A 22,256-nucleotide genomic window follows, 5' to 3' on the forward strand; every position below is an offset into this window, starting at 1 on the left:
TGGATGTTTCACTTGCCCCATTTGGGCATGAACAAGATGGCACCAGGCTTCGTTGGTGTCTAAGCGTTATCAGAGGGCGGCCCCCGGTGCTACCGATCCGGAAGGCGCATGGGCTTCACGCATCCTCTTCTTCCTCTTCCGCAAAGTCGCCGCTCAGCCGCAGGCCGTCGATCCAGGTTTCGCCCTTCCGCTTGATGACCCGTCGCAGGGAGACGCCGCCATGACGCGCGATGGCCCCAGCGAGAGGCTCGGAATGGGTCACGAGCCACACTTGCGTGCGTTTCGAGGCCGCCACGATCATGCGCGCGAGCGCCTCGAGCAGATCGGGATGAAGGCTCGTCTCAGGCTCGTTCAACGCAATGAAGGGCGGAAGCCGATATGAGAGAAGCGCCCCGGCGAGCGCCAGGAAGTGAAGCGTTCCGTCCGACAGTTCGGAGGGCTGGAACACCCGTTTCGGATAATCGGGAAAGATCACGCCGAAGGTGGCATATCGATCAGGTACTGGAATGACGAGGCGCGCGCCGGGAAACGCATCGTCGAAGGCCCTATCGAGATCGACGGTGTCCTCACGAATATGGGCCAAGGTCGCGAAGACCGCCGCAAGATTAGAGCCGTCGGAGGAAAGCGTCGGTGAGGTTACCGCTAGACAGGGCTGGCGCAGAGAGGATCCGGCATCGGTGCGGAAACCGTGAAAGAATCGCCATTCCAGCATCGTGCGGCGGGCGAGGTGCAGATCGGAAAAGGCCGATGCGTCTTGCAGGGATCCAAGGGCTGTCTCGGAAGGCAAGATTTCGCTTCCCAATGGACGCTTAAGCCCCTCCTCGTCGAGGCAATGCCCTCGCAGACCCCGCCGCTCCAGGAGTGTCTTTGAACGTTTGCGCGCTTCGTAGACGAGAGTTTCTGCCTTGATCTGAGGCTCAAGCTGGAAGCCTGCACCTAGCAATTCGATCAACCCTGTCTCGACATTGTAATCCAGATTGTAATCGCTGGTCCCCTCTCCCGACAGGCGAACCCCGAGCCGAACCCGCACCGGATCCTTGGCACTGCGCTGGCCTGCCCAATAGACGGAATCGAAACCGCCTTCAGCAGCAAGATCGCGGGTGAGCGTGCCGGCGGCTGCCGATTGAAGGAGCTGGAGCGAGCGGTAGAGATTCGTCTTGCCCGTCCCATTCGCGCCCAAGAACACGGAGAGAGGCTCGACCGGAAAGCGGATATGCCTGAGGGAGCGATATCCGGCTGCAAAGACTTCTTTGATCGCGAGCATGGGCTGGACAGTTTGGCTGGGCACAATTGGCATGTGACCTTATCCGGTCCGGATGCGGCTCGCAAAAACGAAAAGCCCGCCTGACGGCGGGCCTTCGTGAAACTCTCAAAATTTGAGAGAAATTGGAGCGGGCGAAGGGATTCGAACCCTCGACCCCAACCTTGGCAAGGTTGTGCTCTACCCCTGAGCTACACCCGCGCTCCGCGATGCGCAAGGCATCGTTGCGAGGCCGCTGATTTGCCCCAAAACGATTCACATTGCAAGGGGTTTTCGCCAAACTTTTTGACGCGGCGCTTGAGCCTGCCTGTTCGGGCCGGTAGAAGCCCGGGGCACGTTGGAGTTACGAAAGCCTTGGTTCACCTCTCCCCCAAAGAACTCCTGGACCGCCTGGATGCGCTCGGTATTCCATCCGAAACGGTCGAGCATGAGCCCGTCTTCACGGTGGCCGAATCGAAGTCCGTCAAGGAGCAGGTCCCGGGAGCCCATTCCAAGAACCTGTTCGTGAAGGACAAGAAGGGACGCTTCTTCCTGATCTCCGCCAAGCACGACACCGCCATCGACCTGAAGCGCACCCATGAGGCCATCGGGGCCTCGGGCCGTCTCTCCTTCGGCTCCGCCGAGCAGCTGCGCGCCATGCTCGGCGTCGAGCCCGGCTCCGTCACCGCCTTCGCGGTGGTGAACGATACGGAAGGCAAGGTGACGATGGTGCTCGATGCCAACCTCATGGAGCATGAGCGGGTGAATTTTCATCCGCTGGTCAATTCCATGACCACCGGCGTCTCGCGGGACGATCTGGTGAAGTTTCTTCGCGCAACGGGCCACGACCCGATGATTCTTCACCTGCCGGAGCCGCCTTCGGAATTGCCAGAGAACGGTTAAGCTCCCATCTACGCCAAAAGCTTCTTCTCACGATAAGCCCTTCGAGGATCGCATGTTGACCGATAACCCCTCCCCCGGAATGCCGTCCGACGATCTCGTGAAGGACACCACCACCGCCAATTTCCGCCAGGACGTGCTGGCCGAATCGATGAACCAGCCGGTGCTGGTCGATTTCTGGGCGCCCTGGTGCGGCCCCTGCAAGCAGCTCACTCCGGTTCTGGAAAAGGTGGTGCGGGCTGCCGGCGGCAAGGTGAAGCTCGTGAAGATGAATATCGACGAGCATCCGCAGATCGCAGGCCAGCTCGGCGTGCAGTCGATTCCCGCCGTCTTCGCCTTCCAGCGCGGTCAGCCGGTGGACGGCTTCATGGGCGCCCTGCCGGAAAGCCAGCTGAAAGGCTTCATCGAACGCCTCGTCGGTCCCCTGGGTCCGGGTGCGGTGGAAGAAACTCTGGCCGAGGCCGACCAGCTCGTGGCGGCCGGCGACATGGGAGGCGCAGCGGAACTCTACGCCGCCGTTCTCTCGCAGGATCCCGAGAACACCACGGCGCTCGCCGCTCTCGTGAAGCTCCATGTGGAGGTGGGCGATCTGGAGGGCGCGAAGCGCTTCCTCGCCATGGCGCCGGCTGCCAAGGCGAACGATCCTGCCCTGGCAGGCGCGCGCGCAGCCGTGGAGCTCGCCGAGCAGGCAGGCTCGCTCGGCGATATGGCCGAGCTTCAACGCAAGGTCGAGGCCGATCCGCTCGATCATCAGGCGCGGTTCGACCTCGCAGTTGCGCTGAATGCCCGCGGAAAGCGCGAGGAAGCGGTCGATCACCTCCTTGAAATCGTCCGCCGCGACCGCAATTGGAACGACGATGGCGCACGCAAGCAGCTCGTTCAGTTCTTCGAGGCCTGGGGCCCGATGGACGAGATGACCATTGCGGGGCGGCGGCGGCTCTCTTCGCTTCTGTTCGCCTGACGCCTCTGAACGCCAACGGAGAGATCAGCATGGGAATGAACGCGGTATACCGGGGGCCGGACGATTGCCCATCGGTCATCCCGGTCTTTCCCCTGCCCGGCGCACTGCTTCTGCCGCGCGGGCAGATGCCGCTCAACATCTTCGAGCAGCGCTACATCGCCATGGTGGATCAGGCGGTCAAAACCGACCGCCTGATCGGCATGATCCAGCCGGATGCCGACAGCGATCCCAATTCCATGATCCCGAAGCTCTATTCCGTCGGCTGCGCCGGCCGCATCACGCAACTCGCGGAGACAGGTGACGGCCGCTATCTCATCACGCTGGTCGGCATCTCGCGCTATCGTGTGGAGGAGGAGCTGCCGCCCGTCGACCCGTTCCGCCGCTGCCGCGTGAGCTTCGAGCCTTTCGTGAACGACTTCACCGCGCGGGCCGGAGAGACGGAAGTCGACCGTGCCGGCGTGGTGAAAGCTCTGCGCGATTTCGTCGACGCGGCGCATGTGAAGGTGGATTGGCGCGGCATCGAGGAAGCCCCCAACGAGGCGCTCGTGAATGCGCTGTGCATGATGAGCCCCTTCGGCATCCGCGAGAAACAAGCCCTCCTCGAAGCACCGGATCTGAAAACCCGCGCGGAAGTTCTCATCGCGCTGACCGAGATCGAATTGGCGCGCGGCGGCGTCAGCTCCGATTCAACGCTGCAATAGGATCGATCATGTCTGCAGAGACGAGTGTTCCCCCTCAAGCCGATGCTCCCCAGCCTGTCGAGGCGACGCGCATCGACCCGAAGCTCCTCGAGCTTCTCGTCTGTCCGCTCACCAAGGAAACGCTGGAATACGATGCCGAGCGCCAGGAGCTCATCAGCCGCCGCGCGAAGCTCGCCTACCCGATCCGCGACGGCATCCCGATCATGCTGCCGGAAGAGGCGCGGCAGCTGACGGATTGAGGTCGAAGCATCGGCCATCCTGAGATATCCGTCATGGCCGGGCCTGTCCCGGCCATCTCGCTTCTGATGAGCGCTGGTTTCGCGGAATCGAGATCACCGGCACAAGGCCGGTGATGACGAAGAGGATGTCATCACCCCCTCCGTACAGTCGCCTCGGCCAGCGCCAGCGTACGCTTGGCCATCTCCGCATGAAGCCGCTCCACCATGCGGCCGTTGTGGCTGACGGCGCCCTTGCCCGCATTCTCCGGCAATTCGAACAGGGCCACGATGTCGCGCGCCTTTGCGACATCCTCATGGGAGGGCGCAAAGACTTCGTTCGCAGCCGCGATCTGATTCGGGTGAATCAGCGTCTTGCCGTCAAAACCGCAATCGCGGCCCTCGACGCATTCCGTGCGAAGGCCTGTCTCGTCCGACAGATCGTTGTAGACGCCGTCGAGAATGTCGATGCCGTAAGCACGCGCAGCGGCCAGCGCCGTCATGAGCCAGGGCATCATGGCCGCACGTCCAGGGTTGAGACGTGCGCGGGTATCCTTCGCGAGGTCGTTCGTGCCCATGACGAAGCAGGAAAGACGCGCGGTTTCATCCTGTGCGACGGCAGCAATGTCCTTCACCTGCAGGACCGCGAGCGGCGTTTCGATCATCGCCCAGATGCGCGTCTTCTCCGGCGCGCCGAGTGCGCTCAAGCGCCTGCCCACCTCCAGCAGGTCCTGGGGTGACGAGACTTTGGGAATGAGGATCGCATCCGGCACTGCCAATGCGGCCGCCGCCAGATCCGCCTCACCCCACGGCGTATTGAGCCCATTGATGCGGATCACGAGTTCCCGCGTGCCGTATTCGCCTGTTTTCACCGCCGCGCAGACCGCCTCGCGCGCGTCTGCCTTCAGGTCAGGCGCGACGGCGTCCTCCCAATCGAAGATCACTGCGTCAACGGGAAGCGTCTTGGCCTTCTCGACGGCGCGGGCATTGGAGCCCGGCATGTAGAGAGCGCTACGGCGGGGGCGGATCGCGATCATCATGGTTCCTCATAGACGCATTCGGTTTTAATCAGCCTCGAGAGATCGCGCAAAGGAGAAGCGGAGCGATGTGGGTTGCGGGCGTGGATGGCTGCCGGATGGGGTGGATCGCGGCGCTCATGCAGGTGGGTCATCCCGCCTCCGCCAAGATCGTCGTGGCGCCGACGCTCGCAGCCATCGCCGATGCGCCGGAGCAGCCCGCCGTGATCGCCGTCGATATGCCGATCGGCCTGCCTGAGCAAACGGAAGGCTCCGGGCGGATCCCGGAGCAGCTCGTCCGCCCGCTCCTCGGGCAGCGGCAATCCTCGGTCTTCGCCATTCCCTCGCGCCAGGCCGTTTATGCCGCGGAGTACGGCGAAGCCTGCAGGATCGCACTCGCCACCTCCGATCCGCCGCGAAAGGTTTCACGGCAGGGCTTTGGGATTTTCCCGAAGATTCGCGAGATCGATGCGCTGCTGCGGGCGCGGCCCGATCTGGTGGACAAGGTGTTCGAGGTCCATCCGGAGCTCGCCTTCTGGGCCCTGAACGGGGGCCTGGCTCTCGACCAGCCGAAGAAGGTGAAGAGCGTTCCCTTCGAGCCCGGCATGCGCCTGCGCCGGGCGCTTCTCAAGCAATCGGGGCTCCTGTCGGATGCTCTCATCGCCTCCCCGGCTCCGAAAGGCGCGGCGGCCGACGACCTGCTTGATGCATTGGCGGGGTTGACGGTGGCGCTCGATCTCGCGACAGGTGGAGGACAAGCTTTTCCCGACCCGCCCGGCCGTGACGCCTACGGCCTTCCGGTCGCCATCTGGACGCTCCGCAGGCTCTCATGACAATCACCCGCGCCGACATCGAAGCCGCTTACGCCCGCATCGCCCCTCATATCCGCCGCACGCCGGTGATGACCTTAGGCGGAGCCTTCGGCCATAAGGGCCTGGTGAGCCTCAAGCTGGAATTCCTGCAGCATGCAGGCTCCTTCAAGTCGCGCGGCGCCTTCAACACGCTTCTGTCGAATCCCGTTCCGGCGACCGGTGTTGCGGCGGCTTCGGGCGGAAACCACGGTGCAGCGGTGGCCTATGCGGCACAACAGCTCGGCGTGAAGGCCCGCATCTTCGTTCCCGACATCTCAAGCCCTGCAAAGGTGGCCGTCATCCGCTCCCACGGCGCGGAGGTCGTGATCGGCGGCGCGCGCTATGCAGATGCGCAGGAGGCCTGCGATGCTTACGTGGCCGAGACCGGTGCGTTGCGCATCCATCCCTTCGCCGCCGAGAGCACCATGATCGGTCAAGGCACGGTGGGCCTCGAATGGGAGCAGGACGGCCCCGCCCTCGACACCGTTCTCGTGGCCGTCGGCGGCGGCGGACTCATCAGCGGCATCGCGAGCTGGTGGGCCGGCCGCGTGAAAGTGGTGGGCGTGGAACCGGAAGGATCGCGGGCGCTCCATGCGGCGCTCCAGGCTGGAGGGCCCGTCGATGTGGACGTGGATTCGGCCGCCGCCGATTCGCTTGGCGCCCGCAATACGGGCGATCTCGTCTATTCCATCTGCAGCAGGACCGTCGATCATGTGGCCCTCGTCAAGGATGAAGCGATCCGCGCGGCGCAGGCGCTTCTCTGGCGCGATTACCGGATCGCGACGGAACCCGGTGGCGCAGCAGCACTGGCGGCACTGGTCTCCGAGGCTTATATGCCACGCTTGAACGAGCGGGTCGGCGTGCTCCTCTGCGGAGCCAATGTCGAACTCATTAAGCTCGCCCAACTCACACACATCTAAGCGAGGAAAGATCCATGTTTCCGCAGCGCCTGACCGACGGTTACCGTGCCTTTGTCGACGAACGTCTTCCCCGTGAACGAGGCCGCTTCGAGGCTCTGGCCGAAAAGGGGCAGTCGCCGGAAGTGATGGTGATCGGCTGCTGCGACAGCCGCGTGTCGCCGGAAGTCATCTTCGACGCGAGCCCGGGCGAATTGTTCGTGGTCCGCAACGTGGCGAACCTCGTGCCGCCGTTCGAAACCGGCGGCGATTATCATGGTACCTCGGCGGCCCTCGAATTCGCGGTGCAGGCGCTTCGCGTGAAGCACATCGTGGTTCTGGGACATGCCCGCTGCGGCGGCGTGCGTGCTTTCGCCGACGACAGCGCGCCTCTCTCGCCGGGCGATTTCATCGGCCGCTGGATGAGCCTGATCAAACCTGCGGGCGAACGCCTCGGCCCGCATGACGGCAACCTGGAAGAATACCTGCCGCGTCTCGAACTCGCTGCCATCGAGAACAGCCTGAAGAACCTCATGACGTTCCCCTGCGTGCGCATCCTGGTGGAGCGCGGGAAACTCGAGCTTCACGGCGCTTACTTCGGCGTGGCGACTGGCGTGCTGCTGGTGCGCGATCCTGAAACCGGAGAGTTCAAGCCCGCAGTGGAGGATGTGCCACAGCGCGTCTCCATGTTCGCCGCCCGCGATGCGGGACCGCTTTAACCGCAACGATTTCGGCACTGCGTGACGGGCCTGCACCGCACATAGGTGCCCGGAACGATTCGGCGTTCGCAGGGTTCACCCACAACACGGAGGTCGTGTTGGGAGTCGATCCGTGTTGGGTCGTGGCAAGGCTCATTCTGGCACCTGTGCCATTGCTGTCGCCAGTCTTCTCTGCGGATTGAATGCCGCAACGCTGCCACTGGACGCGCAGCCTTTTTCATTGCCGGCTGATCAGCCGGCAATGAATGAGCCTCGTGCGAATTTCGACGAGCGCTTCTTGCCCGATCTCAGGACAGAACCTTTTTTCACACGACCTGAGGTTCAAAACCTTCTCGCATCGCTGCCGCCATCCGCTTCTGCCGATGTGCTCGTTGCCGGTGCCGAGCCCGGCGCGCCGGAATCCGAAACGCAAGAAGGCGTGCCTGCCGAACCGCAACCGGCAGAAAACACGGCCTCCGTGACACCACAGAAACCAGATTCTGAGGTCACCGCAGCCGCTCCCAATCTCGAGATACAACTGCCGGAGCTTCCGCCCCCTCCGCCTCCTGCGGAGGTCGTCTTGCCGTCGGCGGAAGAGCTCGCGGCGGCGACATCACCACAGGCGCCTCCTCAAGCGCCATCGGCCATGTCCAGCGCGATCAGGCCGGAACCCGATCGTCAGGCTGAAACGTCGGAGCCGTCGATCTCTCGGCCGCGGGCCGAAAAGAAGACGAAACTGAAGAAGCAGGCAGAGCAGAGACGTGCCCGCGTGAAGAAGCAGATGACGGCCCCAAATGAGCCAACTGTTACCGGCACGCTTCCGAATTGCCGAGCGGGAGCTCCTTGCGTCTCGCAGAAGCAGACCTTCGCCATCTTTTTCGGCTTCATCGCGGGTGCGCTTCTGGGGGGCCCTATCGGTGCCATTGCGGGTGGAACATTCGGCGCCATCATGACGGCTCCCGATGCAGGGCCATCATCACGCTCCGCTCCGGCGCAGCGATGATGGCGGAGATTTTGCCTGAGATCAGAACGGGCGCCCTAAACTCAGCATTTCGTGAACCTGATAGGTCATGATCGCCAGAACCGCTGTGAGCCCGAGATAGATCAAACCGAATTCCACCCGCACCTTGTCGGGCACGGCGTAATAGGCGCGGTTCTCCTCTGCGTACGGATCGTAGGTCCACGCCCTCCACACCTGCGGCGCGGCGAGGAGGGCCACGATGAACAATGCCGGGCTCGGGCGATAGAACAGCAGCGCCACCATGAGCGGTGCGCCGAGGAGCCAGATGCGCGGGGAAATGATGGCCGTGATGCGCCCGCCGTCGAGGGGCGAGACGGGCAGAAGATTGAACAGGTTCAGGAAGAAGCCCGAATAGGAAATCGCCAGCAGGAGCCTGCTGTCCGTCTGGAGCGCCCAGAAATAGACCGCAAAGGCTGCGAGCGCACCGAGAAACGGGCCGGCGATGGCCACATGCGCCTCCGTCTCCACGTCGGCCGGCATGTCCTTCATGGTGATCCAGGCCCCGAGGAACGGGATGAAGGTCGGCGCGCCGACGGCAAGGCCCCTCTGCCGTGCGGCGACGTAATGGCCCATCTCGTGAACGAAGAGGAGACCCACGAAACCCACCGCATACCACCAGCCGAACACCCAGGCATAAGTCACCACCGACAGCAGCATGGTGCCGCCGGTGGTGAAGAGCTTGCCGAACTTGAGACCGGTGAGAAGGAGAAGCAGCAGCTTCATGGCGAGAGGTCGTCAGGAGCCTTGCGCCTGAACAGCTTCATGAATGTCCCGCCCAGAGCCATCAGGCCGACGACGATCACCTTGGCGAACTTGGCTGCGAAAGCGGCGATCACGGCAAGGAGCCCGAGCTTCTTGGCGGCCGCGCCCGCGATCAGGGCCGCAAGGCCGTATTCGGCCACATGGTCGGTGGATGAATCGAAGTCGCCGTAACCCTTTCCGCTCACATAACTGATCGACGCCAGAAGCTGCTGCGCAATTGTCTTCTCGGCCTCGATCTGTCCGGACGGGGTGATGAAGTTGAGGCTTACATAGCCTTCGCGGCCCAGCACATAGGTGTTGTAGTTGACGCTGGCCTCTTCCTCCTTGCCGCCCTTGTTGACGACAAGCGCCGACCAGATCAGGCGGTGCGTCTCGGCTTTGTAGACGGGCTTTTCCACCCAGCCCTTCATCTCGAGTTCGGGAAAGCCGCGAGCCGCGCGGTCCTGGTTGTCCTCTTCCGTTCCCTTGCGCAGCTCGTCGAGGAGTTCGTCGACATTCCAGTTCTTGGCATCGTCGTCCTTGATATAACCCGACTTCACGAAGCGCATTATGGCGATCCATTGCCCGCCATCTGCAGGAACGATCATGCCGATCTGGTCGGCACTCGGCGGGTTGCCGAAGGAGCGCAGAAACTCGCCCGCCTCGGGCTGCGGAATGAAGACGAACCCTGCCGGAAGGCTGACATGGATCTGGTCCGCGAGCGGCACGAGGGCCGGTCCTTCCTTCGCGACCTTCAGGGCCTTGTCCACGGCCTCCTGCTGCTGCTCGGCGATGGCCGGATTCTGTTCGGCATGAGTTGGGGTGGCGAGCGGTCCCGCAAGGCAGAACGGCAGAGCGAAGATGACGAAGCGTAAGAAGCGGCCAGCCATAGGAACCTCAATGCAATATCGTTGCATTTGCTGTGCCGTTTTTGCTCCCGCTTGGCAATATGAAAAAGGCGGCCCAAGGCCGCCTTTCGAACCGGATCGAGCCTGAACGAACTCAAGCGGCCTGCTTCTTCGCCTTGAGCAGGCCGCGGTTGGCCATGGCCTCGGCGATCTGCACGGCATTGAGGGCTGCGCCTTTCCGCAGGTTGTCGGAGACGCACCAGAAGGACAGGCCGTTCTCGATCGTGATGTCCTCGCGGATGCGGGAGATGTAGGTGGCGTCCTCGCCCGCCGCCTCGTGGGGCGTGATGTAGCCGCCGGGCTCGCGCTTATCGACCACCATGATGCCGGGCGACGAGCGCAGGATCTCGCGGGCCTCGTCCGCCGTGATCGGCTTCTCGAATTCCACGTTCACCGCTTCCGAGTGGCTGATGAAGACCGGCACGCGCACGCAGGTGGCGGTGAGCTTGATCTTCGGGTCGAGAATCTTCTTGGTCTCGGCCGTCATCTTCCACTCTTCCTTCGTGTACCCGTCCTCCATGAACACGTCGATGTGCGGGATCAGGTTGAAGGCGATGCGCTTCGGAAACTTCTTCTCCTGCACGTCCTGCAGGGAATAGAGCGCCTTGGTCTGGCGGTCGAGCTCGTCCATGCCGTCCTTGCCGGCGCCGGAGACTGACTGATAGGTGGCGACGACCACGCGCTTGATGGTGGCGCGGTCATGGAGCGGCTTCAACGCGACGACGAGCTGCGCGGTGGAGCAGTTGGGGTTGGCGATGATACCCTTCTTCATGTCGCGCAGCGCCTCGGCATTCACCTCCGGCACCACCAGCGGTACCTCGGGGTCGTAGCGCCAGGCGGAGGAGTTATCGATCACCACGGCTCCCTGAGCCGCGATCTTCGGCGACCACTCCTTCGACACCTCGCCGCCGGCCGACATGAGGCAGAGATCGACATCGGAGAAATCGTAAGAGTCGAGCGCTTTCGTCTTCAGGGTCTTGTCGCCGTAGGACACTTCCGTTCCCTGGCTGCGGCGGGAGGCCAGGGCCACCACCTCGTCAGCCGGGAAAGCCCGCTCCGCCAGAATGCTCAGCATCTCGCGGCCCACATTGCCGGTCGCACCCACGACGGCGATCTTGTAACCCATTGGATTTCTCCTGTTGTCGCCTCTCCCCGGGAAAATTCTTAAAACCCTTGTCGGGTGTCGCCTCTCGCCCCGACGGGAGAGAGGACCGGGGACGACGAGGCTTATGCGGCCGTCGTTTTCACGGCCGTTTTGGCGGTTTTCGTTTTGCTCGTCGTGAGGGTGAGCAGCGCCATTGCCTTCGTCCATTCGCAGGTCCGGTGCGGACCTGGATAAATTCACCAACACACCAAAGGTTCGCTCCCGTCAAGCGTTCTCTGCAAGAATCCGACGATTAACGGACAAGCTGAGAAATAAGCTTTCGTTTACCTTGCTTAGCAAAACCTTTCGAGGCTCAGGCAATGCTACGCTAGAACATGCTCATGACGGCCCAAAGATGGGTGTGTGAAGCGTGATGGCACGATCCGGTTATTCTGCATGGGATGAGGACGAGACGTTCTTCGACGAACGTCCGACCCGTCGCGCGCGGAAGAAACGCCTGCCCTGGTTTCGCATGATCCTCATGTCCTCCCTCATGATCGGGGGACTGGTTTATTTCGCGCAGCACGAGGGCACCAAGATGCAGGTGGCGGCCCGCAAGAGCGTGCCTTCCTCCGTCCTCATCGCGCCTGCTCCTGCCTGGGCTCCGATCGTCCCGACACCGGCCCTCTACATGATCGAGAGAGCCTTCGCTTCCCTGACCGTGGAGGCGCGCCAGCACACGAGCGGCGCACGAGAAGACACCCTGACGCTGGGCCGTTTCGGCGATGCCCGCCATGCCAGGCTCACCCTGACCCAAGCCTCGCCGGAACCGGCGCGCAGCTTCTTCGTCGATATCGTGCGCCGCGCGGCGGAAGTCGGGCTTGCGGTCTCGCGCGATGAGCAGAGTCGGTTGGTCGCCACCAAGTTCGGACCCGTGGAGGCCGCCGCCATGACGCTCGTCGGCAAAAGCGAACAGGAATGCCAGGCCTTCCGCTTCGCCGATCGCGATTCCGGCTTCGGCATCCAGGGCTGGCTGTGCGGTTCCGATGCTGCCGCTCTGGACGAAGCGCAGCTTGCCTGCTTCATCGACGGAATCACGCTGGCCGGTGCGGGCAGCCCTTCCCTGAAAGCCCTGTTCGTGCGCGCCGAGAAGAGCCGGTCAGAGGCTTGCGGCCCCGGAGCCCGTACCGCCTCGATCGGCGTCAGGACACCTCCCCGACCCTGATCGCCACCCGGTGCATGACGTTGCAGCCGTAGCCGTTCGGGTTCCAATTGATAGCCTGGAACGGCTGGGCACGGCCCCGTGAGTCGGTCGCGCGGGCGAAGATCTCGTAATGACCGTCTCCGGGGAGTTCGATGGCCGCGGCCCAGCGCACCCAATCATAGCGATTACGCGGCGGCGTCATCTGCGCGGGCACCCAGGTGGCGCCGCCATCGACCGAGCAATCCACGCGCGTCACTGCTTCATCTCCGGCCCAGGCGGCCCCCCGCACCGCGATGATTCGGGTGCCTGCCTCATAATGTGAACCATGGACCGGTGCCGTGATGATGCTGCGCACCGGCATCGATTCCAGAATCCGGGTCTGCCCATGCTTGCCGTCGGAGCCCGGAGGAAGCGGGTGGACCGGAACGCGGTAGGACAAGCCCGTCATGCCCGGACCGTCATGCTCCCGGTCACGGATCCAGATTCGTTTCAGCCATTTCTGGCTGAGCGACCCTGGCCAGCCCGGCACGATGAGACGCAAGGGCCCGCCATGGATGAACGGCAGGGGTTCGCCGTTCATGGCCCAGACGAGCAGGGTGTGCTCTTCCAAGGCTTTCGCGATCGGCACGCCTCGTGACATGGCCTGCCGCTCCAGACTGCCGGTCTTGTCGGGGTCGGCTCCGAAGTGGCCGGTGAAGAGCGCCGTGTTCTTCAGACCTGCCGCTTGCAGGACATCGCGCAGGGAAACTCCCGTCCATTCCGCGCAACCGGCACCGCCGTTGGTCCAGGGATTGCCTTCGGCTTTGGGCTCGAAGAAGGAGCGCCCGTTGCCGCCGCATTCGAGCACCATGCGAAATGTCTTGACCGGAAAACGGCTCTTCAGCTCGGCCACGCTCAGATCGAGCGGATGCTCCACTTCCCCATCGATGACGAAGCGCCACGCCTCCGGGTCTTCCACCCTTTCAGGCAAGAGACCATTGTTGCGGATGAAGAAGCGCGCAATCGGGGTCGTATCATCGTCGAGAAGCTCCTCCGGCGTCTCGGCGACAAGCGGCGTTTCCCCTAAAATCGTGAGGCGATCCTTCCCGAACTGGGCAAGTGCGTTCATCCGATCCTGCATGGCAATTCGCCCTCTCACCCTTTGGTGAACCTCGCAATTCCAAGGAACCAATTTAGGCAGGTCGCCTTGTTCTGACAGCCTTTGAATCTGTTCACGACGGCGCGGCGAAACCTGCCGGCGCCGACCCTGGAGATTTGCGAAATGCGCCGCTTCACTCTTATCGGTTTGAGCATGGTTGCAGCTCTCGGTGCTTTCTCTCTGGCAGCCGAAGCGCAAGCTCAGGACCGTCCCCTCGTCTTCCGCGTTCAGCCCCGCAGCTTCCTCGATCCTGGGCGCTCGGCTCCGGTGGGCTCGCTCAACCGCTACGCCACGCAGGGGCAGCTGTCGTACATGACGAACCCGCCGTGGAACAATCATCGCGACCGCTTCGGCGAGGGCGTGCTGCCGGATCCCATCGGTGGCCCCTTCGTCGGCGCCCGCAATCCGTTCCCGCCACTCGGCTTCAGCACGGATATCGAGACGACGGGTTCGATCCGCTGACAAACAAAAGCCCCGGCATGACCGGGGCTTTTTCATTCCTGACGCTTTTCGCCGAAGCTCTTAGGACAAAGCCTCCAGCTCCTTCACGATGGCATCGCCCACATCCTGCGTGCCGACCGCGTTCGTGCCGGGAGCCGCGATGTCCTTGGTGCGCGTGCCGGAAGCGAGCACGTTGGCGATGGCCTTCTCCAGACGATCCGCCTCCTCGACGAGGCCGAAGGAATAGCGCAAAGCCATGCCGAAGGAGCCGATCATGGCGATCGGGTTGGCAAGGTCCTTGCCCGCGATGTCGGGAGCCGAGCCGTGCACCGGCTCGTAGAGCGCCTTGCGCTGGCCGGTCTTCGGGTCTTCCGCGCCGAGCGAGGCGGAAGGCAGCATGCCGAGCGAGCCGGTGAGCATGGCGGCGATATCGGAGAGGATGTCGCCGAAGAGGTTGTCGGTGACGATCACGTCGAACTGCTTGGGCCAGCGCACGAGCTGCATGGCGCAGTTGTCGGCCAGCACATGCTCGAGCTCCACCTCAGGGAACTCCGCCTTGTGGATGCGCGTCACGGTCTGGCGCCAGAACACGCCGGTCTTCATGACGTTGAACTTTTCAGCCGAGGAAACCTTGTTGCGGCGCTTCTTGGCCAGATCGAAGGCGACGCGAGCGATCCGCTCCACCTCGTGCGTGGTGTAGACCTGCGTGTCGACGGCGCGCTGGGAGCCGTCCTCGAGCGTTACGATCTCCTTCGGCTCGCCGAAATAGACCCCGCCGGTGAGCTCGCGCACGATCATGATGTCGAGGCCTTCCACCACCTCGCGCTTGAGCGAGGAGGCATCGGCCAGGGCAGGATAGCAGATGGCGGGGCGAAGGTTCGCGAAGAGGCCCAGATCCTTGCGCAGGCGCAGCAGGCCTGCCTCAGGACGCACCGCATAGGGCACGTTCTCCCACTTGGGGCCGCCGACCGCGCCGAAGAGCACCGCGTCGGCTTCCTGAGCGCGGCCCATGGCAGCTTCGGAAATGGCCTTGCCATGGGCATCGTAGGCCGAGCCGCCGACGAGGTCCGTCTCGGTCTCGAAGCCGATGCCGCGCTTGCGGAACCAGCCCACGATCTTCTCGACCTCGCGCATGACCTCGGGGCCGATCCCGTCGCCGGGGAGAAGGAGAAGCTTGTGCGTTGCCATGGGGTGGGTCCCTTGTTGTGCGAAAATGGGTGCTGGTTCTTAAAAAGCCGAATGGCCCGCTTGGCAAGCGCTTCCCGCCTTCGCCGTTAGGCGAAGGGCCGCAGGAGAGGAGCCGCGAGAGAAGGGCTTCACCCCTCCTCCAGCCGCCGATCCCGGGGGGCGCGCACCACGGTGACCGAACAGGGAGCCTCCGCCACCACCTGCGACGAGACGCTGCCGAGATAGCGCCGCAGCGCCGAGGAGGCGCGGGCGCCGAGGACGATGTGATCCACATTGTTGTGGCGTGCGTAATCGATGAGCGCGGCGGCCGGGTCGATGGCCTCCAGCACGCTGTAGGTGATCCGCTCCTTCGGGATATCGAGGGTTGCGCCCCAATGCTTGAGCTGGACGAGGCGCTGGACATGGAGGCTGCGCCCCTCCTCGTCCTCCAGGACATCGACGGCGAGACGCGAGAGCTTGAGAACGTTCACACAGGCGACCCGTGCCTCCTGTTCCATGGAGATGATGCGCCCGATCAAATTGCGCTGCGCCTCGACCAGATCCGCGTTGCCGGGAGAGAGATCGATGGCGACGAGAATGATCGGCGCGCGGGAGAGCTGGCCCACGATGTTGGGCGTCTCCAAGGTCTTCGCCTTGCGGGCTTTGAGCCAGCGGCGAAACGTCTTCACGCCGCTGTCGCGCTCGAGCCGTTCGGCCCGCTCGGTGAGTGTCACCTGATCCGGGTTTTCGAGATCGAGCGCGAGCTGCGCTGCCGTGGCATAGCGATCGTTCGGATCGACCTCCAGGCAGCGCAGGATGATCTCCTGGAGCCAGGGCGGACAATCGGGATTCTTCGCGCGCGGCGGCACCGGATCGCGCCACAGGCGACGACGGATCTGGCCGCCTTTCGGCGTGCCGAAGGGGCGCTCGCCGGTGACGAAGAAATAGAGCATCACGCCGAGCGCGAAGAGATCGCTGCGCGGATCGGCGCGATCCTCCAGCACCTGCTCGGGCGCCATGTAGGGCGTGGTGCCGAAGGGCTCGCGGAACTCCTCCGCCAGAAGGTCGGGCAGCTGCTCGTGCCGCGCGAAGCCGTAATCGATGAGCACGGCCTCGCCGGTTTCGCGGAACATGACGTTGCTCGGCTTCACGTCGAGATGGATCACGTGCTGAAGGTGGAGGTCGTGCAGCGCGCGGGCGACCTTCGCGCCGATTGCCGCCACCTCGCGCCAGGGCAGCGGCACATCGGCAAGGCGCGCCTTCAGCGACTGTCCCTGGATGCGCTCCATGACGATATAGGCCTGCGGGTCGAGCGGGCCTGCCGCGACGAAGCGGGGCACGTGCCGGCCGCTCAGGCGCGGCATGATCATCTGCTCGGTCTCGAAGCAGACGATCGGGATCGGATCGTCGCTGTCGATGAGCATGGGGAATTTCATTACGAGAGCATCGGACCCAAAAGTGGAATCCACTTTTGGGCTCAATCCGATGCTTCCTTTTTCAAGGCTCCCTTTTTCAAGGGGCGTCGGATCGCCTTCGCGCTCCACCGACCAGATTTGGGCCATGCCCCCGGTGCTCAAATGCTCACGAAGCGTGAACCCGTCGATCGCCATGCCGGGTTCGAGGCGAAGCCGCATGCTCAGCGACCCTCCTCAAGGCGCTGGGCGAGCCGTTCGGGAAGGCCTGCCTCCCGCACCTTCCGCGCTGCTTCCGCAGCGTCGTATGGCACCCGGAAGTAGCGCAGGCTCTGACGCGCCGTGTCGAACACCGCATAGTTCGCCGCCGGCATTCCATCGCGCGGCTGGCCCACGGCGCCGATGACGGCAAGCCATGAGCGCGTGGCAAGCAGGGGAATCTCGTTGTCCGAAACGGGCGAGAAGGAGCCCACCTTCGCCGTGGTGCTCATGTGGTAGAGCATCGGCACATGCACATGCCCACAGAAAGTGATGTGAGCCTCGACCCGGCTGAAATGCCGTGCCGCTTCCAGCGTGTCGGTGATGTAGTGCCAGCTCCGCGGCGCATAGCCATTGGCATGGACGTAGAGAACGTTTCCCTCCTCATGGATCAGAGGGAGATCGGCCAGGAAGGCACGCTGCTCCATGCCGAGTTGACCGCGGGTCCAGCGGATTGATTCGCGGGCGAGGATGTTCATGTCCTCGTCGGCCCCATCGATCGCGGCGTCGTGATTGCCGAGGAGGGCGATAGCCCCCTGATCCACAAGCATCCTGACGGTATCGACGACCCAGGCCGGATCGGCGCCATAGCCGACATAGTCGCCGAGAAGAATGAATCTGTCGACGGAGAGCGAGCGCGCATGCGCCAGGCAGGCCGAAAAGGCCTCGCGATTGCCGTGAATGTCAGTCAGGAGCGCAATGAGCATGCGCGCACTAAACTCCCAACGTCGGCCTGCCGCAACCTATCCAATGGGCGGCTGCGAGAGCTGAATGTCTAAGCTGGCCGCCTCGTGAGCAAAAGAGCGATCCCGAAGCCGATCATGGTGGTGCCGGAAAGGCGATTGAGCCACCCGAACACGTTTCTGTTGCGCGACAGGCGGTTCAGACGGTGGCCGAGCACCGCATAGAAAAAGACGGCGACCACTTCAAGCGCCAGGAACACGGCACCCACGACAGCGAAGCTGAGCCAGTAAGCGCCGGGCTCGATGAATTGCGGCAGGAAGGCCGTGAAGATCAGGATCGCTTTGGGATTGCCGATCGCGGTCCAGAACTCCTGCAGCGCCAGCGCCTTGAGAGGCCGCCGGCTGCCGGATGTCAGAGGCGTCTCGATCGCGGCGCCGCCTCTCAAGATCCTGATGCCGAGCCAAATCAGATAGGCCGCACCCGCCCATTTCAGGATCGTGAACGCCGCTTCGGAGGCTGCCAGCACGGCTCCGACGCCAAGTGCCGTCAGCGCGATCATGACGGCGAAAGCCACAAGGCGGCCCGCCGAGGCCATCACGGCGGTGCGCACCCCATCCTGCAATCCATATGTCAGGGAGAGCAGGTTGTTGGGCCCGAACGCCATGTTGAGCGCAAAGCACGCGGGCACGAAGAGAAGCAGGACGCTCCAGGACATAAGCCGTTCATCCCCGCAGCGCTTCGAGCACCTTGCCGCCGGGCCGGCCGCGCGGTTCGAGACCGATGCGGCGCTCGACGTCCTTGATGGCTTCGCGGGTCTTGGCGCCGATCTTGCCGTCCGGCTCACCGACATCGTAGCCGCGTGCGGTGAGAAGCTGCTGCAGTTCGCGCCGCTGGGCGCGGGAAAGCGGGGGATCGTCGGTCGGCCAAGCGGTCCGGATACCGGGCAGACCTTTCAAGCGGTCGCCGAGCAGCGCGATGGCAAGACCGTAGGACTCGGCGGCATTGTAGGAATAGACCGCGTCGAAGTTCTTGGTGACGAGGAAGGCCGGGCCATTCACGCCGGCCGGAATGATGATGCCAGCCTTATAATTGCCTTGCACGGGCTTGCCGTCCATTCGGGTCACGCCCATGGCGGCCCAGGACGACACGGAACGCTTGTTCTTGCGGCCGGCCAAGCTCGCATTGAAGTTCTGCGGCAGGCGCACCTCGTAGCCCCAGGGCAGCCCGTTCACCCAGCCCGCCTTCTTGAGGAAGTTCGCCGTCGAGTGCACCGCATCGGGCACGGAGGCCATGATGTCGCGACGCCCATCGCCATCGCCGTCGACGGCAAGACGCTGGAAGGTCGAGGGCATGAACTGCGTATGACCGAAGGCACCCGCCCAGGAGCCGCGCAGGGCTGCCGGATTGATGTCCCCATCCTGCACGATCTTGAGCGTCGCCATCAGCTCGCCCTTGAAATACTCGTTGCGGCGTGGCGCATGGCAGACAAGCGTTGCGAGCGACTGCACCAGGGGCCGCCCGCCGATATCCTTGCCGAAATTGGATTCCACGCCCCACACGCCAGCAATCGCATAGCGGTCGACGCCGAAGCGTGCCTCGGCGGATGCGAGGGCCTGCCCCCATTGACGCATGGCGGCCTTGCCGTCCTGCACGCGTTCGTCATCCACCAGCGCCGCGAGATAGTCCCAGATCGGGGTCTTGAACTCCGGCTGGTTCTTCATGAGGTCGAGAATCGTCAGATCCGGCTCCACCCCGCGGGTGGCGATATCGAAGGCCTGGCCCGAGATGCCCTTGCTGGCGGCTTGGCCGCGCAAGGAGGACAGGCACGAGCGGAAATCCGCCTGAGCGAAGGCCGAAGGAGCGACTGTCAGCGAGAGGACGCCGAAGAGTACGGGAACGAGGATGCGTTTCATGCCAGCGACCTTGCAGGCAATTTGGTTAATCTTATGGAAACGGGGCTGCGGTGCCCCCTGCACCTTCCACGGATCAGTCCGGAGACGCCATCGACGAAGGGAAGATGTCATCCCCTCTCCCGCGCGGGAGAGGGGCAGGGATGAGGGTAGGCCGGTTCAGGATAGAGTACAGGTTTCCCGATTGAGCCCCGGGTTTTATCCCTCCCTCTTGTGGGGAGGGCCGGAGCCGGGTGCCGGCGCCTCCCGGATCCCAGGTCGCCCAGCCGCTCTCCGCGTCATGGCTTACTCTTCCCGTCATGGCCGGGCGTGTCCCGGCCATCCCGATTGGAAAAGCGCCGCACCGTAGCGGGACCCCGGCCCACGGCCGGGGATGACGCGAGAGGCTGCGGCAGGCGGGAGGGTGCAGCCGGAACATGTTCTCACTCTGTTCTTGACAATATGCCTAAACTGAGTTACATCTGCTGCATCCCGACCTGCCGGGGGCGCGCTCGCGAGGCGTCGTGACTGCGGGGTCGGGAGCGGTCCCGTGAGGAGATCCGACGCAGATCGACTCGACGGGAGGCCCAGGCTGTGCAAGTCGGGCTCGGATCGGTCACAAGCCGCCCGCAGGTCGAAACGCGACTGCTGCGGTGTCCGCTTGCGGCGGTTGACGGAGCCGGTGCCGCCTGTCCGCCTAAAAAAGCCGTGCGCGAGGAGCCGTTCGGTTCCACGCTTATACCTCAGATCGAGCCGGACCGCTCCTCGCGCCCCCTCGACCATTCACCCTCGGGCCGCCACCGGCCCCGAGGACAATGGCGCATGCCCGCAGGCTCTTTGACATTTCCCACCGACAGGCGCAGAGGCCTGGATTCTCTTCCCCTCCGATGGCTTTCGCCTTCTCCGGCCGGGCTCTCCGGCCGGAAATGACACTCTCCCCATCAGCCGACCGGACTTGATCCGGCCTTCATCGGGTGACAGGGCAGGCTTAAGCCCAGGCGCGCTCGGAGAGCTTCTTTTCGAAACCGTCGATGGCGGAAGCCTTCTCAAGCGTCAGGCCGATGCCGTCGAGACCATTGAGCATGCAGTGCTTCTTGAATTGGTCAATGTCGAAGGTGATCTTGCCGCCGTCGGGGCCGCGGATCTCCTGGTTCTCCAGATCGATCGTCAGCGTGGCGTTGGCGCCGCGGCTCGCATCGTCGAAGAGCTTTTCCAGGTCCTCGGGGCTCACCTTGATTGGCAGAATGCCGTTCTGGAAGCAGTTGTTGTAGAAGATGTCGGCGAAGCTCGTGGAGATCACGCAGCGGATGCCGAAATCGAGCAGCGCCCAGGGAGCATGCTCACGGGACGAGCCGCAGCCGAAATTATCGCCGGCGATCAGGATCTTGGCATTGCGGTAGGCGGGCTGGTTCAACACGAAATCCGGGTTCTCCGAACCGTCCTCGCGATAGCGCATTTCGGAAAACAGACCCTTGCCAAGCCCCGTACGCTTGATGGTCTTCAGGTACTGCTTGGGGATGATCATATCGGTATCGATATTGATGATCCGCAGCGGCGCCGCGACGCTTTCCAGCACGGTGAACTTATCCATGGTCGAAACTTCCTTCAGGCGGCAAAGGGCCGTCGTGAGGTGCCTCATATCAAAGGCTTTCCGAAAGGACCAGCCTCACCTTGGTCGCGCCCGGCAAGATTTTTTCTTCTGCCAAGCTCTTCGCGCAATCTTATGAGGCAGCCGCCTCGATGGCCTCCATGTCGTCGTCCGAGAGGCCGAAATGATGGCCGATCTCGTGCACCAGCACATGGGTGACGAGAGTCCCTAAGCTCTCCTCGTGCTCGGCCCAGTAATCGAGGATCGGGCGGCGATAGAGCCAGACCATGTTGGGAAACTGGCCCGTCTGCATCATCGCGCCGCCTTGAGCGAGACCGATGCCCCGGAAGAGACCGAGGAGATCGAAGGGCGTCTCGCAGCCCATGGCCTCCATGGTCTCGTCGTCGGGAAAATCCTCGACGCGGATGACGACGCCCTCGCAGAGGGCGCGGAACTCCTTCGGCAGGCGCGCATAGGCCGCTTCCGCGAGCGCTTCGAAATCCGCCAGAGAGGGAGCGTGAAGATGGGCCCAGTCGGTCATGGGCTTTAGAGAACGCCGAGCTGGACCAGGAGCCACAAGCCGAGGACGACGACGCCGACCAGCGACAGCCCGCGCCCGATGCGACGCCCCCAGAGCTCGACAGGATCCGTGCGGCCGTCCTCGGCCGTCCCCACGGCATCGCGGCCGCTGAAATGATCCTGCGCCTGCCGGCTCATGCGCGCGAGCGCGGAGGAGCCGACGGATTCCGAGTCGCGCCGTACACGCTCCAGCGCCTCACGGGCTTCGCGTTCGCGCTCCTGCTCGTTCATGAAAGGCTCCTCAAGCGTTCACCGGTCGCCAACCATAAGCCGCGGTGGGCCCGCGGCCAACGGAACACCTTGACGGCTGCCCCGTTGATAACCCCGAATAGGCAACTCGAAGTGAGGCAACAATGCGTAAAATTCTTGGTGTCCTGGCTCTCGCCGGGCTGACCGCGATGGGTGCCGGTGCGGCATCCGCTCAGGGCGTGGGTGTTCGTATCGGTCCGAACGGTGTTCGCATCGAAGAGAATCGTCCGGCTTACCGCGAGCGCATCATCGAGCGCCGGGTGGTTCGCCCGGCTCGTACCCGAACCGTATGCCGCACGGAATATCGTGAGCGCGTGCGCCCGAGCGGCGTCGTAGTGCGCCGCCCCGTAGAGATCTGCCGCCAAGTGGTGGGTGGCCGCCGGGTTTACGTGGACTAAGCGTCGGGTTCATCGAG

At 63.7% G+C, this 22,256-nt stretch carries 25 protein-coding genes and 1 tRNA gene; 11 read left to right on the forward strand and 15 right to left on the reverse strand.

The features are described from left to right. Positions 1-115: 115 nt before the first annotated feature. Positions 116-1,264 carry an AAA family ATPase gene (locus ACUXUR_RS04845; protein WP_445501275.1) on the reverse strand — a complete coding sequence of 383 codons (1,149 nt, stop codon included), beginning with the start codon at positions 1,262-1,264 and terminating at the stop codon, positions 116-118. Positions 1,265-1,387: 123 nt separating this feature from the next. Next, positions 1,388-1,462: transfer RNA gene (locus tag ACUXUR_RS04850), tRNA-Gly, on the reverse strand. A gap of 153 nt (positions 1,463-1,615) precedes the next feature. On the opposite strand from ACUXUR_RS04850, the gene ACUXUR_RS04855 reads away from it, so the two are divergent. Genes ACUXUR_RS04855 through ACUXUR_RS04870 form a run of 4 tightly spaced genes read left to right on the forward strand, consistent with a single transcriptional unit; the run spans position 1,616 to position 4,041 of the window. Further along, complete coding sequence (locus ACUXUR_RS04855) at positions 1,616-2,143, forward strand: prolyl-tRNA synthetase associated domain-containing protein (protein WP_445501202.1); 528 nt, start codon at positions 1,616-1,618, stop codon at positions 2,141-2,143. A gap of 52 nt (positions 2,144-2,195) precedes the next feature. Next, positions 2,196-3,101: a thioredoxin gene (trxA, locus tag ACUXUR_RS04860; protein WP_445501203.1), complete on the forward strand. Its 906-nt coding sequence runs from the start codon at positions 2,196-2,198 to the stop codon at positions 3,099-3,101. Between the two features lie 29 nt (positions 3,102-3,130). Next, positions 3,131-3,802: an LON peptidase substrate-binding domain-containing protein gene (locus tag ACUXUR_RS04865; protein ID WP_445501204.1), complete on the forward strand. Its 672-nt coding sequence runs from the start codon at positions 3,131-3,133 to the stop codon at positions 3,800-3,802. Between the two features lie 8 nt (positions 3,803-3,810). Next, positions 3,811-4,041 (forward strand): Trm112 family protein, encoded by a 231-nt coding sequence (locus ACUXUR_RS04870; RefSeq protein WP_445501205.1) that lies wholly within the window; start codon positions 3,811-3,813, stop codon positions 4,039-4,041. Between the two features lie 131 nt (positions 4,042-4,172). Here ACUXUR_RS04870 and ACUXUR_RS04875 read toward each other — a convergent pair whose 3' ends face one another. Then, the gene (locus ACUXUR_RS04875) at positions 4,173-5,054 is read right to left on the reverse strand and encodes an HpcH/HpaI aldolase/citrate lyase family protein (RefSeq protein WP_445501276.1); all 882 of its coding nucleotides are present in this window, start codon (positions 5,052-5,054) and stop codon (positions 4,173-4,175) included. Positions 5,055-5,122: 68 nt separating this feature from the next. On the opposite strand from ACUXUR_RS04875, the gene ACUXUR_RS04880 reads away from it, so the two are divergent. The 4 genes from ACUXUR_RS04880 to ACUXUR_RS04895 all read left to right on the forward strand — a co-directional run bounded on the left by ACUXUR_RS04880 (position 5,123) and on the right by ACUXUR_RS04895 (position 8,481). Continuing rightward, positions 5,123-5,866 carry a DUF429 domain-containing protein gene (locus ACUXUR_RS04880; RefSeq protein WP_445501206.1) on the forward strand — a complete coding sequence of 248 codons (744 nt, stop codon included), beginning with the start codon at positions 5,123-5,125 and terminating at the stop codon, positions 5,864-5,866. Next, positions 5,863-6,804: a threonine/serine dehydratase gene (locus ACUXUR_RS04885; protein ID WP_445501207.1), complete on the forward strand. Its 942-nt coding sequence runs from the start codon at positions 5,863-5,865 to the stop codon at positions 6,802-6,804. The genes ACUXUR_RS04880 and ACUXUR_RS04885 overlap by 4 nt, the downstream gene beginning before the upstream one ends. 14 nt (positions 6,805-6,818) lie before the next feature. Next, positions 6,819-7,499 carry a carbonic anhydrase gene (locus tag ACUXUR_RS04890; protein ID WP_445501208.1) on the forward strand — a complete coding sequence of 227 codons (681 nt, stop codon included), beginning with the start codon at positions 6,819-6,821 and terminating at the stop codon, positions 7,497-7,499. A gap of 241 nt (positions 7,500-7,740) precedes the next feature. Beyond that, positions 7,741-8,481 (forward strand): hypothetical protein, encoded by a 741-nt coding sequence (locus tag ACUXUR_RS04895; protein ID WP_445501209.1) that lies wholly within the window; start codon positions 7,741-7,743, stop codon positions 8,479-8,481. A gap of 21 nt (positions 8,482-8,502) precedes the next feature. Here the strand turns inward: ACUXUR_RS04895 and ACUXUR_RS04900 are convergent, their stop codons facing one another. The 3 genes from ACUXUR_RS04900 to ACUXUR_RS04910 all read right to left on the reverse strand — a co-directional run bounded on the left by ACUXUR_RS04900 (position 8,503) and on the right by ACUXUR_RS04910 (position 11,274). Next, positions 8,503-9,222, reverse strand: coding sequence for a site-2 protease family protein (locus ACUXUR_RS04900; protein WP_445501210.1), 720 nt, complete (start codon positions 9,220-9,222; stop codon positions 8,503-8,505). Further along, on the reverse strand, positions 9,219-10,130 hold the full coding sequence (locus ACUXUR_RS04905) for a DUF2167 domain-containing protein (RefSeq protein ID WP_445501211.1): 912 nt from the start codon (positions 10,128-10,130) through the stop codon (positions 9,219-9,221). The genes ACUXUR_RS04900 and ACUXUR_RS04905 overlap by 4 nt, the downstream gene beginning before the upstream one ends. Before the next feature lie 112 nt (positions 10,131-10,242). Beyond that, positions 10,243-11,274, reverse strand: coding sequence for an aspartate-semialdehyde dehydrogenase (locus ACUXUR_RS04910; protein WP_445501212.1), 1,032 nt, complete (start codon positions 11,272-11,274; stop codon positions 10,243-10,245). A gap of 388 nt (positions 11,275-11,662) precedes the next feature. Between ACUXUR_RS04910 and ACUXUR_RS04915 the strand changes: the two genes are divergently transcribed. After that, on the forward strand, positions 11,663-12,457 hold the full coding sequence (locus ACUXUR_RS04915) for a hypothetical protein (protein ID WP_445501213.1): 795 nt from the start codon (positions 11,663-11,665) through the stop codon (positions 12,455-12,457). Here the strand turns inward: ACUXUR_RS04915 and ACUXUR_RS04920 are convergent. Continuing rightward, positions 12,435-13,544 (reverse strand): sulfite oxidase, encoded by a 1,110-nt coding sequence (locus ACUXUR_RS04920; RefSeq protein ID WP_445501214.1) that lies wholly within the window; start codon positions 13,542-13,544, stop codon positions 12,435-12,437. The genes ACUXUR_RS04915 and ACUXUR_RS04920 overlap by 23 nt on opposite strands. Before the next feature lie 153 nt (positions 13,545-13,697). On the opposite strand from ACUXUR_RS04920, the gene ACUXUR_RS04925 reads away from it, so the two are divergent. Continuing rightward, positions 13,698-14,036, forward strand: coding sequence for a hypothetical protein (locus tag ACUXUR_RS04925; RefSeq protein WP_445501215.1), 339 nt, complete (start codon positions 13,698-13,700; stop codon positions 14,034-14,036). Between the two features lie 60 nt (positions 14,037-14,096). Here ACUXUR_RS04925 and leuB read toward each other — a convergent pair whose 3' ends face one another. The 8 genes from leuB to ACUXUR_RS04965 form a co-directional block, all read right to left on the reverse strand. Then, the gene (gene leuB, locus ACUXUR_RS04930; RefSeq protein ID WP_445501216.1) at positions 14,097-15,203 is read right to left on the reverse strand and encodes a 3-isopropylmalate dehydrogenase; all 1,107 of its coding nucleotides are present in this window, start codon (positions 15,201-15,203) and stop codon (positions 14,097-14,099) included. Between the two features lie 128 nt (positions 15,204-15,331). Continuing rightward, the gene (locus tag ACUXUR_RS04935; protein WP_445501217.1) at positions 15,332-16,816 is read right to left on the reverse strand and encodes a serine/threonine protein kinase; all 1,485 of its coding nucleotides are present in this window, start codon (positions 16,814-16,816) and stop codon (positions 15,332-15,334) included. Between the two features lie 2 nt (positions 16,817-16,818). Continuing rightward, a complete protein-coding gene (locus tag ACUXUR_RS04940) occupies positions 16,819-17,559 on the reverse strand; it encodes a metallophosphoesterase family protein (RefSeq protein WP_445501218.1) in 741 nt (246 codons plus the stop codon). A gap of 68 nt (positions 17,560-17,627) precedes the next feature. Next, positions 17,628-18,251 carry a LysE family translocator gene (locus tag ACUXUR_RS04945; RefSeq protein ID WP_445501219.1) on the reverse strand — a complete coding sequence of 208 codons (624 nt, stop codon included), beginning with the start codon at positions 18,249-18,251 and terminating at the stop codon, positions 17,628-17,630. A gap of 7 nt (positions 18,252-18,258) precedes the next feature. Continuing rightward, complete coding sequence (locus ACUXUR_RS04950) at positions 18,259-19,449, reverse strand: lytic murein transglycosylase (RefSeq protein ID WP_445501220.1); 1,191 nt, start codon at positions 19,447-19,449, stop codon at positions 18,259-18,261. 964 nt (positions 19,450-20,413) lie between these two features. Beyond that, positions 20,414-21,016 carry a 3-isopropylmalate dehydratase small subunit gene (gene leuD, locus ACUXUR_RS04955; RefSeq protein ID WP_445501221.1) on the reverse strand — a complete coding sequence of 201 codons (603 nt, stop codon included), beginning with the start codon at positions 21,014-21,016 and terminating at the stop codon, positions 20,414-20,416. 130 nt (positions 21,017-21,146) lie between these two features. Beyond that, a complete protein-coding gene (locus tag ACUXUR_RS04960; protein WP_445501222.1) occupies positions 21,147-21,554 on the reverse strand; it encodes a metallopeptidase family protein in 408 nt (135 codons plus the stop codon). 5 nt (positions 21,555-21,559) lie between these two features. Continuing rightward, the gene (locus ACUXUR_RS04965; RefSeq protein ID WP_445501223.1) at positions 21,560-21,823 is read right to left on the reverse strand and encodes a hypothetical protein; all 264 of its coding nucleotides are present in this window, start codon (positions 21,821-21,823) and stop codon (positions 21,560-21,562) included. A 122-nt stretch (positions 21,824-21,945) separates the two neighbouring features. On the opposite strand from ACUXUR_RS04965, the gene ACUXUR_RS04970 reads away from it, so the two are divergent. Beyond that, the gene (locus tag ACUXUR_RS04970) at positions 21,946-22,239 is read left to right on the forward strand and encodes a hypothetical protein (RefSeq protein ID WP_445501224.1); all 294 of its coding nucleotides are present in this window, start codon (positions 21,946-21,948) and stop codon (positions 22,237-22,239) included. The last annotated feature ends 17 nt before the right edge of the window (positions 22,240-22,256 follow it).

The sequence above is a fragment of the Microvirga medicaginis genome (genome assembly GCF_052658925.1).